Source organism: Corynebacterium mendelii (assembly GCF_017307055.1).
Taxonomy (GTDB): Bacteria; Actinomycetota; Actinomycetes; order Mycobacteriales; family Mycobacteriaceae; genus Corynebacterium; species Corynebacterium mendelii.
The window spans coordinates 686,871-700,100 of record NZ_JAFLEQ010000003.1 but is presented as its reverse complement, the minus strand read 5'-3'; the positions used below and the strand labels follow the sequence as shown (position 1 = coordinate 700,100).

At 64.1% G+C, this 13,230-nt stretch carries 7 protein-coding genes and 2 pseudogenes; 3 read left to right on the top strand and 6 right to left on the bottom strand.

Annotated features, from left to right (window positions below):
• The first annotated feature begins 345 nt into the window (after positions 1 to 345).
• Both thiC and JZY06_RS02745 read left to right on the top strand, forming a co-directional pair.
• On the top strand, positions 346 to 2,046 hold the full coding sequence (gene thiC / locus JZY06_RS02750) for a phosphomethylpyrimidine synthase ThiC (protein ID WP_207118325.1): 1,701 nt from the start codon (positions 346 to 348) through the stop codon (positions 2,044 to 2,046).
• Positions 2,047 to 2,694: 648 nt separating this feature from the next.
• A complete protein-coding gene (locus JZY06_RS02745) occupies positions 2,695 to 3,276 on the top strand; it encodes an META domain-containing protein (protein ID WP_207118245.1) in 582 nt (193 codons plus the stop codon).
• Positions 3,277 to 3,286: 10 nt separating this feature from the next.
• Here the strand turns inward: JZY06_RS02745 and JZY06_RS02740 are convergent.
• From JZY06_RS02740 to JZY06_RS02715, 6 genes and pseudogenes are all read right to left on the bottom strand, one after another.
• Positions 3,287 to 5,617 (bottom strand): annotated as a pseudogene (locus JZY06_RS02740) (bifunctional hydroxymethylpyrimidine kinase/phosphomethylpyrimidine kinase).
• 6 nt (positions 5,618 to 5,623) lie between these two features.
• A complete protein-coding gene (gene thiM / locus JZY06_RS02735) occupies positions 5,624 to 6,442 on the bottom strand; it encodes a hydroxyethylthiazole kinase (protein WP_207118244.1) in 819 nt (272 codons plus the stop codon).
• A 193-nt stretch (positions 6,443 to 6,635) separates the two neighbouring features.
• Positions 6,636 to 7,514 (bottom strand): pyruvate formate-lyase-activating protein, encoded by an 879-nt coding sequence (gene pflA, locus JZY06_RS02730; RefSeq protein WP_207118243.1) that lies wholly within the window; start codon positions 7,512 to 7,514, stop codon positions 6,636 to 6,638.
• 262 nt (positions 7,515 to 7,776) lie between these two features.
• Positions 7,777 to 8,124 (bottom strand): autonomous glycyl radical cofactor GrcA2, encoded by a 348-nt coding sequence (grcA2, locus tag JZY06_RS02725; protein ID WP_207118242.1) that lies wholly within the window; start codon positions 8,122 to 8,124, stop codon positions 7,777 to 7,779.
• A 98-nt stretch (positions 8,125 to 8,222) separates the two neighbouring features.
• Entirely contained in the window at positions 8,223 to 10,313 is a 2,091-nt protein-coding gene (locus JZY06_RS02720; protein WP_207118241.1) for a pyruvate formate lyase family protein, read from the bottom strand.
• A 711-nt stretch (positions 10,314 to 11,024) separates the two neighbouring features.
• The gene (locus JZY06_RS02715) at positions 11,025 to 12,443 is read right to left on the bottom strand and encodes an NAD(P)/FAD-dependent oxidoreductase (RefSeq protein WP_207118324.1); all 1,419 of its coding nucleotides are present in this window, start codon (positions 12,441 to 12,443) and stop codon (positions 11,025 to 11,027) included.
• A 398-nt stretch (positions 12,444 to 12,841) separates the two neighbouring features.
• Between JZY06_RS02715 and JZY06_RS02710 the strand changes: the two are divergent.
• A pseudogene (locus JZY06_RS02710) lies at positions 12,842 to 13,230 on the top strand (hypothetical protein); the annotation flags it as partial.

Here is a 13,230-nt window from a genome sequence, read left to right as displayed (position 1 = left end):
GTTGATGCAACGCCGCGGCACAAAAGAATACGCAATCATTCACGGGAGCGCGGAGAAAACCACGACCGTTGATCCTTCCCGCCCGCACACCACACCCGGTGGCCGGATGACCCGATCGGCCATTTTTTTAAAACCTCATTGCCCCCCACCGCACATCCGCAGGCGTTGACCGGAGGGGGAGCAGGGTGGTGGACAGCTGCCCCGGCCCGGCCGGGGCAGACGGGGTGCCTGCGGGATCCCCGCGCTGAGAGGACATCTGGATTTTTGGGAGATGTCGACCGTCACACAACCCGCCGGGTAATGCCGGCGAGGGAGGACGCATCAGCCATGCCCACCGCACGCGAGATGGCGCAAGCAAGCAAAAAACAAGCCCCCACCACCGAGGAGCTGACCCTGGGGCCGCTGTACCGGAGCCGGAAAATCTACCGGCGGGTCACCTTCAACGGTGACGATCTTGCCGTACCGTTCCGTCGGATTGAATTAACCGACGGCAGCCATGTCGACGTCGAGGACACCTCCGGTATCTACACCGAGGACAACCCGACAATCGATCTGGTCGCGGGACTGCCGAAAACCCGCGACAGCTGGGCCCACCCGGCAAAAGTCAGTGCCTCACCGCAACACCCCGAGATGAAAGTCGCCACCCAGCTGGCCTGGGCCAGGGCCGGAATCACCACCCCGGAGATGGCGTTTTGCGCCGCCCGCGAAGGCTTCCCGGAAGAGTTCGTCCGTGACGAAGTCGCCGCCGGACGGGCGGTGATCTGCGCCAACCGCAACCACCCGGAACTCGAACCGATGATCATCGGGCGGAAGTTCGCCACCAAAATCAACGCCAATATCGGCAACTCGGCGGTGACCAGCTCCATTGCGGAGGAAGTGGAGAAAATGGTGTGGGCGACCCGCTGGGGCGCCGACACCATCATGGATTTATCCACCGGCAGTGACATTCACGAAACCCGGGAATGGATTCTGCGCAATTCCCCTGTTCCGGTGGGGACCGTGCCGATCTACCAGGCCCTGGAGAAAGTCAACGGCGACCCGACCAAGCTGACCTGGGAGATTTTCCGCGACACCGTCATTGAACAGTGTGAGCAGGGGGTCGACTACATGACCGTCCACGCCGGGGTGCTGCTGCGCTATGTGCCGCTGACGGCCAAACGCGTCACCGGCATTGTCTCCCGGGGCGGATCGATTATGGCCGCCTGGTGTCTCAACCGGCACCGGGAATCCTTCCTCTACACCCACTTCGCCGAACTGTGCGATATTCTCGCCGCCTACGATGTGACCTTCTCCCTCGGCGACGGGCTGCGGCCCGGCTCGATCGCCGACGCCAACGACGAGGCCCAACTGGCTGAACTGCGGACCTTGGGAGAGCTGACCCGGATCGCGAAATCCCGCGGGGTGCAGGTCATGATTGAGGGTCCGGGCCATGTGCCGATGCACAAAATCGCCGTCAACGTCGAATGGGAACAGCAGTGGTGCGATGACGCGCCGTTTTACACCCTGGGGCCCCTGGCCACCGATATCGCCCCCGGCTACGACCACATCACCTCGGCAATCGGGGCGGCGATCATCGGCCAGGCCGGAACCGCGATGCTGTGCTACGTCACCCCGAAAGAACATTTGGGTCTTCCCAACCGCGATGATGTGAAAACCGGTGTGATCACCTACAAAATCGCCGCCCACGCCGCTGATCTGGGCAAAGGTCATCCCCGCGCCACCGAACGCGACGACGCCCTGTCGAAGGCCCGTTTCGAATTCCGCTGGCACGACCAGTTCGCCCTGGCGCTGGATCCGGAGACAGCCATCGCCTTCCACGACGAGACGCTGCCCGCGGAACCGGCCAAAACAGCCCACTTCTGTTCCATGTGCGGGCCGAAGTTCTGCTCCATGAAAATCAGCCAGGATGTGCGCGACTACGCCGACGAGCACGGACTGACCACGGTAGAGGCCATCGAAGCCGGCATGGCGGAAAAATCCGAGGAATTCCGGGAAGAAGGCTCCCGGGTTTATCTGCCGATCGCGGCCACGCCCGGCGGCAACTAGGACAACACCGCCCACCGGTTGTGCCGGGCGCCCCAGCGGCAGCCGGTGGGCGGGTCCGGTGTTTTTTGTGTTTCGGACCACGCTGCCGCGTCAGTGCCGGTCAGCTGGGGTGGCGGTCAAGCGGCGCGGAACCGTTGGGGGACGGATCGTGTGTGCCGGTCCCGCCGGAAGCTGCCGCACCACCGGCCCACGCATTCACGGGCGCGGCGCCGCCGATGGGGACCATCACCGCCACCACCCGGTGTCGAATAGCCAGTGCGGTGGAGCAAAGCCCACTGCAGTCCGCAACAGGACCGTCGACCTGGTCGATCCGGTGTCTGGGGGCCGCGTCGGTGACGGCCGCAACCATCTGCGGGAGCAAAGCCGCAAGCAGGGCAGTCACCGCTTGCGGGGGCGGAATCGGCACCATGGTTTTTCCGCAGCGGCAGCCGCGGCGCCGTCGCTGCTTCGTGTCGTCTTGTGGGGTGGTGGGCAGCCCCGGCACCACGGCGACAAAAGCCCGGCTGCACCGGACGCCGGGTGATCCCCCCCCCGAACAGGGTCTGTGCACCGGTAACGGGCACGGACATGGGCGGGATATAGAGCATGTATCCGGCCCGGTTGGCCAACCGGGCCGACGGGTTTTTTCTGAAAGGATTCGTCACAGACATGCAGGTGCCTTTTTCTTTTTTCAACCAGATGCTGTCTGCTGTCACCGGGGTGGTGCTGCTGCTGGTTTCGGCGGTGGCGCTGCCGCTGGCGGCTGATGGCGGCAGCAGCTTCTCCGCCGACGGCAGGTCGACGATCCCGGGTCCGTCCTCGTCGCCGGGGCAGATGACAGTGTCGGCCACCACGGTTCCCGCCTCGGCGACGAAGATCGCCGGCCGGGAGGACGTGGCGGCGACGTTGCTTCGGGGCCTTGACGGCGTCACCTACGGTTTCCAATCGATCACCGCTTCCCGGCCGGGGGACACGGCAACCATCCCGGCCGGCTTCAGCGACGATGTGCTGCTGGTTACTATCCGCGGCGGCTGCAACAGGGGCCACGGGCCGGTTGATTTCTCCGCTGATGGCGTGGTGGCCAAACAATGGTGGAGCAAAACGAAAAGGGCGTGCACACAGCCGTATACGGGGGCAGAGCAGCTGTTGTTCCATATTTTCCGCCCCGGCGCGCAGCTGTACCGTGACGGGGACAAAGTGTGGGTCGCCTTCGGCGGGCGGGCGCTGGAGTTCCGGCTGGCCGGGGCCTAGCCGGGATGGTTTACAGCCGCATCGCCTGATCGAAGAACTCCACTTCGTGCCGGGAGGCCACAAGGCAGGCGCGGGCGGCCTGTTGCCTGTCGGCCGGGGAGGCGGCCTGGAATGCCTCCTCGACGATGGCGAGTGCCTGTTCCACGCAGCCGCGGAACTCGGGGGAAGAGTATTCGTCGATCCATGCCCGGTTGGGGTGGTCGGCCGGGGCGGAGTCGACAATGCGTAAACCGACTTCCAGATAGAGCCAGAAACACGGCAGGACAGCCGCGGCACCGGTGCAATATGAGTCGCCCAAACAGGTGGCCAGCAGGAATGTGGTGTATCCGGCGGTGACCCGGGAGGGCACCACATGATCGGTGGTATCGCCCAGATAGCCTTTGTGCATTTCAACTTCGGCCACGGTGCTGCCGACCGCCGATTGCGCCCAGAATGCCGAGGACCGGGTGTCCGGGGCTGTCACGGCCAGATGTGCCAGCGCACGGCCGTAGTCGCGCAGATAGAAGGCGTCCTGCTCAAGATAGAAGCGGAACAGGTCATCGTCGAGGGTGCCCCGGGCCAGCCGGGTGATGAACTCCAGCGACATGATCTCGTCCAGGAGCGGGGCGGTGGCCTGCCACAGTGCCCGCGTCCACGGGCCTGCCGGTTCAACCAGTGGCGCGGTCGGCGGGGTCGTGGCTTCCCGCAGTATGGGGTGGCCGTCGAATAAAGTTGCCGGCTGTGTGGCATCCCCGGTGACCGGATGTGCTTCCGCCCAGGGGATGGGTGAGGCTGCCGCGGCCAGCCTGCGGGCGCGGTGACCATGGTCGACCGGCCCGTGACCGGAGCCGACGTGCAGATCATCGGCGTGGGCGATCGCCTCACCCAGCCAGCGGGTGGCCCAGGAAAGGGCTGCTTCGTCACTGCCGTCCGCGGCCAGCCGGGTGGCCAGTGCCGACGACAGGGAACAGCCGGTTCCGTGGGTGTTGGGGGTATTGACCCGCGGGCTGGGCACATGGAAGGTTGATCCGTCTTTCCTCACCAGCGTGTTACCCGCGTCAGCGCCGGTGAGATGGCCACCTTTGACCACCACACTGGTGGAAGTCGCCGCGGCCAGAGTCGTGGCCAGCGCGACGGCCTGATCGAAGTCGTCCGGAACAGGGGCGTCGGCAAGAAGCGCCAGTTCCGGGATATTGGGGGTGATGACATCGGCCAGGCGGACAAATTCCCGCAGCGCGTTTTCGGCCGTCTTCTCCACAAGCCGGTCACCGCTGGTGGCCACCATCACCGGGTCGATGACAACAACCGCCTCCGGATGGCCTTTGATGAAAGCGGTGATCTCCTTGATGATGGCGGTATCGCCGAGCATCCCCACTTTGATGGCGTCGATGGTGACATCTGTTGCCACCGCATCCAGCTGCTGGCGCAGAAACTCGATCGGCGGGGTGTGCAGGGACATCACCCCGGTGGTGTTTTGGGCGACCAGCACAGTGGTCACATTCATCCCGTAGCCCCCGGCGGCGGCAATGGATTTCAGATCAGCCTGGGCGCCGGCCCCGCCGGTCGGATCAGTTCCGGCGATGGACAGGACACGGGGAATGGACAAACTCACGGCGGGTGTTCGCTTTCTGTGACAATCGACTCTGCTGTGCCCGCCCATGGTAGATGCTTTTCAGCTGCTGCGTACTGCTGTGTCGCCTCCGGTAAAAGCCCGGCGCAGCCGTGCCGCCGCATGCCGCGGATCGGCGGCGCCCATAATGGCGCTGACAACGCAGATACCATCGACACCGCTTTTACCGAGCGCGGCAGCCGTGGGCTCATCGACACCGCCGATGGCAACCGAGGCGATGGCATGCCGGGCGGCTTTCCGCGCGATCTGTGCCACCCCGGCAACCCCCAACGGTGCCGCGGCATCAGGTTTGGTGCTGGTGGCATGGACCGGCCCGATACCGATCACATCCGGCAAGGCCACCCGGTTGACCCGGCAGTCGTCGATGACCTGATCAAGCTGGCCCATGGTGTCGATCGACAGCCCCAGAAGAAGATGGGCGGGCAGTTTTTGCCTTATCTGCGTGTAGCAGCCGTCTGTTTGCCCGATGTGAAGATGCAACCCGAGCCGGCAGGCCACCTCGACGCGGTCATTGACAAACACCGGGACTGTTCCCGCCGCCCCGGCGACGGCTTCGGCACGACGAATGAATTCCCCGTCGGTGCAGTGTTTGTCGCGCAGCTGCACCACACTGACCCCGCCGTCAATCGCGGCGGCGACAATACCGGGGACAGCGTCTGCGCCGCCGCCCAAAAAAGGATCGGTGACCAGATACAGGGTGAAATCGGCTGCGGGCCGGGCAGGGGAAGTCATGGTGCCCTACTGTCCGGCGACTGTTGTCGTGGCCGTGGCGGCAATCTGTTCCGGGGACAACTCGAACAGCCAGTCCACCCAGGCGGTTTTGAAACTGGCCGGTCGGCTGGCCTGTTGTGCGGCCATGGTTCCGGCGGCGGCGCTGTGGGCGTGGGCCGCGGCAACGGCATCCACAGCAGCGATGCCTGCCGTGCGCGCCGAACCCAGGTAGGCGGCCACCAGCGCCCCCAGGCTGCAGCCGGTTCCCACCACCTGCTGCATGAGCGGATGCCCGCCGGTGACCAGGAGAGTTTCGTCGGGGCCGATGATCCAGTCCTGAGGGCCGGTGACAGCCACAATCGATCCGGTGCGCCGCGCCAGTTCCCCGGCCACATCGGCCACAGCTTCCGGAGTGTCGGTGGAATCGACACCCCGGCCGCCGGAACCGGCACCGGCCAGGGCGGCAATCTCGCTGGCGTTGCCGCGGATGGCGGTGGGTTGATACGACAGCAGCCGGGTGGCGGTGGCGGTGCGGTAGTCCAGGGGACCGACCGCCACCGGATCAAGGACCCAGGGGGTGCCGGTGGCATGGGCTTTGTCAGCGACCAGTTCCATTGCCTGCAGCTGGTCGCCGGTCGGGTTACCCAGATTGATCAGGGCGCAGTCCGCCAGCCCGAGAAACTGCACCGCCTCATGGGTGTTGTCGCACATGGCGGGGCTGTGCCCGCAGGCCAAAAGCACATTGGCGGTGATCTCGGGGACCACCGGATTGGTCAGGCACTGCACCAGGCTCGGATTCTCGGCGGCGGCCCGGCAGGCGGCCACAATACGGTCAAAGACAGTCATGGGTGAAGCAGGTGTTCCTGTCTGGTTGTCGACGTGGGGGAAGATCGGTGGGTGTTTCCCCATGCTAGAGCCGCCCCGGCATATCGGGCGGGAAAACAGGTGGGGAGACGGCGGGGAGAAAAAACCGTGCCGGCACCGCGGGAAGCGGCAGCGGCACGGCAATGACTGTCACGGAATGTGCGTGGCAGCGGGATCAGTAGACGTCCAGGCCGCGGGAACGGAACTCGGCGCGCACCCGCTCGACAAGCTCGGGTGAGGGCGGGCGCACCCCTTCCAGGGTGTAGTGCAGGTTCAGTTCATGCCACTTGTCGGCGCCCATATTGTGGAAGGGGAGAACCTCGACACGTTCGACGGTGCCCTTCCACTGCTCAACAATGTCGGCGACTTTTTTCACATTGTCCGGGTCATCGGTAAGCCCGGGAACGAGCACGAAACGGACCCAGACTTTTTTGCCTTTGTCGTGGATGCGGTTGCCGAAGTCGATGGTCGGCTGCAGCTGACGGCCGGTGACTTTCTGGTAGATCTCCGGGTCACCGGATTTGACGTCGAGCAAAAACAGATCGATATTGTCCAGATCCTCATCGGTCAGACGCGCGCCGAGGAACCCGGAGGTATCCACCGCCACATGGATTCCCTCCTGGTGGGCGGCCGCGATCACCCGGCGGGTGAACGCAATCTGGAACAGCGGCTCGCCGCCGGAGACAGTCAACCCGCCCCGGGTGGCGGTGAACACACGCTTGTAGCGCTTGATTTTGGCGATGATGTCCTCGACGGCCTCCAGGGTGCCTTCCCGCATCTCGAAGGTGTCGGGGTTGTGGCAGTACTGGCATCTGAGGGGGCAGCCGGCCATGAACAGGGTCATGCGGGTGCCGGGCCCGTCGACGGCGGTCACCAGCTCCCAGGAGTGGACCATGCCCACATCACCGGTGCGGCGCGCTTTGATCAGCGCGTCACGGGTGGCGAAATCATCCGGCAGCCCGGAGTGGTCGCTTCCCAGCCCAGAGGCCGCGCCACGGATACGGGGACCGTCCGTGGGTTTGAGTGCTACAGCTCCGCTGACTCCGTCGGACATGGTGGGGGCCTCCTGGACTGTGGGGTGGGTGGAACCAAAAAAGAAGGGGGACGGCCGCGGCCTGACCGGGAGCCTTGGTGGCCCGGCCGGATCTCACGGAAACGGCCGCACACCGTCTGCCCGGGGTGGAACAACACCGGGCGGGGAAAACAAGCGGGTCAGCTACCCGCTGCGCCCCCGCGGTGGTGGTGTCACCACGGCGGGGGCGGAAGGGCCGACCTGCCTGAGGTAGCACCGGCAAGCAGGCGGCGTGGGGCGTGAATTAGGCGCCGGCGTGGAAGGTACGGGAGATGACGTCGCGCTGCTGCTCGGCGGTCAGCTTGACGAAGTTGACGGCGTAGCCGGACACGCGGACGGTCAGGTTCGGGTACTTCTCCGGGTGCTCCATGGCGTCTTCGAGGGTCTTGCGCTCGAGGACGTTGATGTTGGCGTGGTAAAGGCCGGCATCCTGGTTGGCTTCGCTGCGCTTTGCCTTCATGTCAGCGAGGCGCTCGTCGAAAGTCTTGGTGGCCATTGTGGTGTCTCCTTGGGTGTTGTGGGATGTGAAAAAGACGTGCCGGGCGGAAAATGAAGCGTTCCCGCCTGTGGCAGGTGCCGGGTTGGGGGACATCACGGTCCCTGCTCCGGCAGGTGTGTATGGACTTTAATCAACCGGTACCCGCCCCCGCCGCCGGATGGCGGCGGGGCGGCAGCGGTGTTTTTTCCGGTCTAGCGCTCATCCATGAGGAATCCGGCGTCAAGAATACCGACCAGGTTGGTGACCTGCTCCTGCTTGGTGCGGCCCAGACCCTCGGGGGTGATGGTGTTGGTCAACGAGATGCCGTCCAGGGCGTCGTTGTAGTCGAGTTTGCCGACCGACATCATGGAGGCGACCATGCCGTGGGAGTCCATGGCGTTTTCGGGGTTGGCGCCCGGTGCGAACGGTGTGCCGGCTTTGTGGCCGGACGGGAACGAACCGGTGGCCTTGCCGTAGACGACGTTCGAGGTGATCGTCAGCACGGACTGGGTGGGGATGGCGTCGCGGTACATCGGGATGGCGCGGATTTTGTCCATCACGGTGTGGACCACAGTGGCTGCAATGTCGTCGGCACGGTCATCGTCGTTGCCGTAGACCGGGAAGTCGCCCTCGGTCTTGTAGTCGACGATCAGGCCGGACTCGTCACGGATCGGGGTGACCTTGGCGTACTTGATGGCGGCCAGGGAGTCCGCGACAATCGACAGACCGGCGATACCGCAGCCCATGGTGCGGATGATGTCGGAGTCGTGCAGCGCCATTTCGACGGCTTCGTAGGCGTAGCGGTCGTGGCAGTAGTGGATGATGTTCAGGGCCTCGACGTAGGTGCCGACAACCCAGTCCAGCATTTCTTCGTATTTCTGCCACACATCGTCGAAGTCCAGCGGGCCGTCGCCTTCAACAGCCTGGTGATCGGGCACGATCAGCTTGCCGGAGACCTCGTCACGGCCACCGTTGATGGCGTAGAGCAGGGCCTTGGCGGCATTGACGCGGGCGCCGAAGAACTGCATCTGCTTGCCGACCTGCATCGGGGACACGCAGCAGGCAATCGCGGCGTCGTCACCCCACTTGCAGCGGATCTGCGGGTCAGATTCGTACTGGATCGAGGAAGTCTCGATGGAGATGTTGGCGCAGAATTCCTTGTAGCCCTCGGGCAGTTCCGGATCCCAGAAGATGGTGATGTTCGGCTCCGGGGCCGGACCCAGGTTGCGCAGGGTCTGCAGCAGACGGAAGGAAGTCTTGGTCACCAGCGGCCGGCCGTCCATGCCGAAGCCGGCATCGGACCAGGTGGCCCAGTAGGGGTCACCGGAGAAGATCTGGTCGTAGTCGATGGTGCGCAGGAAACGGACGATGCGCAGCTTGATCACCAGGTTGTCGATAATCTCCTGGGCGTCTTCCTCGGTGATGATGCCCTTTGCTAGATCGCGCTCGAAGTAGGAGTCGAAGAAAGGCGACAGGCGGCCGATCGACATGGCGGCGCCGTCCTGGCTCTTGACCGAGGCCAGGTAGCCGAAGTAGGTCCACTGGACGGCTTCCTTGGCGGTGGTGGCTGGCTTGGAGATGTCGTAGCCGTAAATCTCGGCCAGCTTCTTCAGCTTCTTCAGGGCCTTGATCTGCTCGGAGTGCTCCTCGCGGTAGCGGCACCAGTGCTCGGAGAAGCCCTGGGCACCCACGGCATGCTTGGCGGCTTCCTTGTCCTCGATCAGGCGGTCAACACCGTAGAGGGCCACGCGGCGGTAGTCGCCGATGATGCGGCCGCGGCCGTAGGCGTCCGGCAGGCCGGTGACAATGTGGGAGGAACGGGCAGCCCGGATGCGCGGGGTGTAGATATCGAAGACCGCGTCATTGTGGGTCTTGCGGTAGCGGGTGAAGATCTTTTTGACGTCTTCGTTGACTTCCTTGCCCGCTTCCTTGATGGCGGTTTCCACCATGCGCCAGCCGCCGAAAGGCATCATGGCGCGCTTGAGCGGAACATCGGTCTGCAGGCCGACGATCACGTCGTCATCATCGGAGATGTAACCGGCCGGGAACGCATCGATGTCGGCCGGGGTGTCGCAGTCAACGTCGTAGACGCGCTTTTGCCGCTCCACGGACAGGTACTTCGACTCGAGGTGCTCCCAGATGCGCATGGTTTTGTCGGTTGCACCCGCGAGGAATGATGCATCGCCCAGGTAAGGGGTGTAGTTGCGCTGGATGAAGTCGCGGACGTCGATGGTGTCGCACCAGGGGCCGGGTGTAAAGCCCTCCCATGCCTTTGTGCCTGTTTCAGAAACTACCTGTGTCATGGTGGCTGCCTTTGTGTTCCCTTCGTGTGAACGGGCACCCGGAAACTCTGGCGGAGATGAAAACCGTCTAACGGGCGCTCTCAGTTACAGTGTGAAATCGTTTTTCCGCACGCCAAAAGCCACCCCTTGCGGGGTGTTAACGACGACCGGAATTGCGGTTACGTTGTGCCATGTTACGCCTGATGGGCGGCTACAGAAATGAGCATTGCTGAATTATCTGGAGATGCATAAATCAAAACCAATCAGCACGGGTGCTCATTCAAGATAAACTCCTGTTCAGCAAGCTGCGGTGTTTTATAGGTCTGTGTGATACAGCTGTCAACGTGTGTCTTTTCTCACGTTCCGCCCGCGCGTGTCTCATACCCCAATGCCCCCCGATTGCGTGGGTCGGCCCCAGTCACAGCGACTCCGCCCGGGCCATGGGTCGCGGGCGGCTGCACGGCGGAAGTTGGAAATCATCCGCTCACCGGGATTCCGGTGCCCCTTTCGTAACAGGGGTCACTATGGGGGAGTTCGGTGTCTTTTCGAGTCCGTTCCGCGGGTAACGGGGTGCAGTGAGTGCAGATGATGCACAAGGTGCACCCGCGGGGACTGGTTCCCACAAAAAGGACCCGGGGCCGCCTGTGGGGGCGCAACGACACACGCGCGCGGCAGTCATCCGGTGACGGGGTCCCGGATGACTGCCGCGCGCTGCCGGGCGGCCTGATGGCGCTAGCCGGTGTGTTTTTTCGCCTCGTGAAGGTTGAACGGGCTGTTGTCGTGGGTTTCAATCAGGTCGTCGTCACTGATGCGGGCCAGTTTGCGCAGGCCGGTGCGGGCGTGCATCTGCTGCCGGGTGGTGGCCAGCTGCCAGCGGTTGGGCGACAGGACGTTCAGGCCCCAGTTGCCGGCGGCGATGAAACGGTTGCGGAAACCGACGATGAACATCAGGTGCACCGCCAGCCACAGCACCCACCCGAAGAAACCGGTGACCTCAACCTTGCCGAGTTTGACCACGGCAGAGAACTTGCTGACGGTGGCCATGGAGCCTTTATCGAAGTAGGAGAAGGCGGGACGGGCCGCAGGCGGTGTCTGATTGTCGATGTGGTCGATAATGGTGTCGGCGGCGTATTCGCCGCCCTGGATGGCCACCTGGGCGACGCCGGGAAGCCGGTTGTAGCTCATCATGTCGCCGACGATGAATATCTCGTGGTTGTCGTCGATGGTCAGATCGTCGCGCACCGGCACCCGGCCGGCCCGGTCGACCTCGACGCCGCACTGGTCGGCCACGAGTTTGCCCAGCGGGGAGGCCTGCACACCGGCGGACCAGATTTTGCAGAAAGCGGGCACGGTTTCTTCGGTGCCATCCACAGTGGATTTGAAGGTGATCCCATGCTCGTCGACATTGGTCACCATTGAATTCAGCTTGCAGGTCACCCCGAGTTTCTCCAGCTGTTTCTGGGCGTTTTTGCCCAGCCGTTTGCCGAAGGGCGGCAGAATCTGCGGGGCGCCCTCGATCAGGAGAATCCTCGCCGATGCCGGATCGATGTGCGAGTATTCGCCCTGCAGGGTCCGGTGCGCCATCTCCGCGACCTGTCCGGCCAGTTCCACACCGGTGGGGCCGCCGCCGACAATGGCGAAGGTGAGCAGGCGTTTGAGTTCTTCCGGATCATCGCAGAGTTCGGCGCGTTCAAACGCACCGACGATCCGGGCCCGGATTTCCAGGGCGTCGTCGATGGTTTTCATGCCGGGGGCGAACTCGGCGAAGTGGTCGTTGCCGAAATAGGACTGGCCGGCACCGGCGGCGATGATCAGATAGTCGTAGTGGTACCGGCGGGTGAAAGTACCCAGCTCTGTGTCCACCGTCTTGTTGTCGACATCGATGTCCCGGACCTCGCCTTTGACCACATGGACATTGCTTTGGCCTTTGAGGATCTGGCGGGTGGCTGGTGCGATCTCACCGGAGGAAAGCAAACCGGTGGCCACCTGGTAGAGCAGGGGCTGGAAAAGATGGTGGTTGGTGCGGTCAATGAGGGTGACGTCAACGTCGGCTTTTTTCAGCTTGTTGACGGCGAACAGTCCGCCGAAGCCGGAGCCGATCACGACGACGTGGGGACGTGAGCCGGTGGGCCTGAAGGGCGTGTCGACCATGTGGGTGAGTTCCAATCGTTTGTCGAGTAAACCGCGGGGTGCAACGGTTGGTGGTGACCCGCGCGGGGAAGCAGCGGCCACCCCTTGTGTTTGGGCGTACCATTGGCTGCGTCCGTGAACGTGAGGTCCATCATAGCCATAGGTGCCGGGGATCGGGCCACCGCCGGTGGCCTGCGGTGGCCTGCGGAAAAACCAGGACAAAAGCGTTAGGGGTTCGCAAAGCTGCCGCCGCTGCCGGTGGCAGCTGCCGCGTGGCATCCGCCGCTTTGCGTTCTGCGGCATCTAGACTTTGCCCCGTCGGCCCTCCGGCCGATGGCCCACCGTTGTCCCGGGTCCCCGGGAAGGGGCGGTGCGCCGCTGCTTTCTATCTCCCGCAAAGAAAACCACCACATCCCGCCATGACTTCTTCGACGCGACCGCATCTATCCGGCATTGACCCGGAGCGCTGGGAAGCTGTCGCCCATCCCCCCCAGGGCCGTTTGTTTGCGCGGCGGGCGGCACGGGAGGAACGCCGCTTCGCCGCCGCATGCCGGCGGGGCGGGATTATTCTTGCCGCCCAACCGCAGGCAGTGGCCGGCACAGCCGATTCCGGGCCGTCTTTGCCCGCTTTGTCCGGCCCGCAACCGTCGGTGGCGGTGCTGTTTGACGAGCTGTTCTACCGGGTGGCCGAAGCCGGATGGACGGGTCTGGCGGAATCCTATCTGGCCGGTGAATGGATCACCGACGATCTGGCGGGGGTGGTGGCCCGTCTGATCGATACCGGCTACCGGCCGCGCGGTTGTGTCCG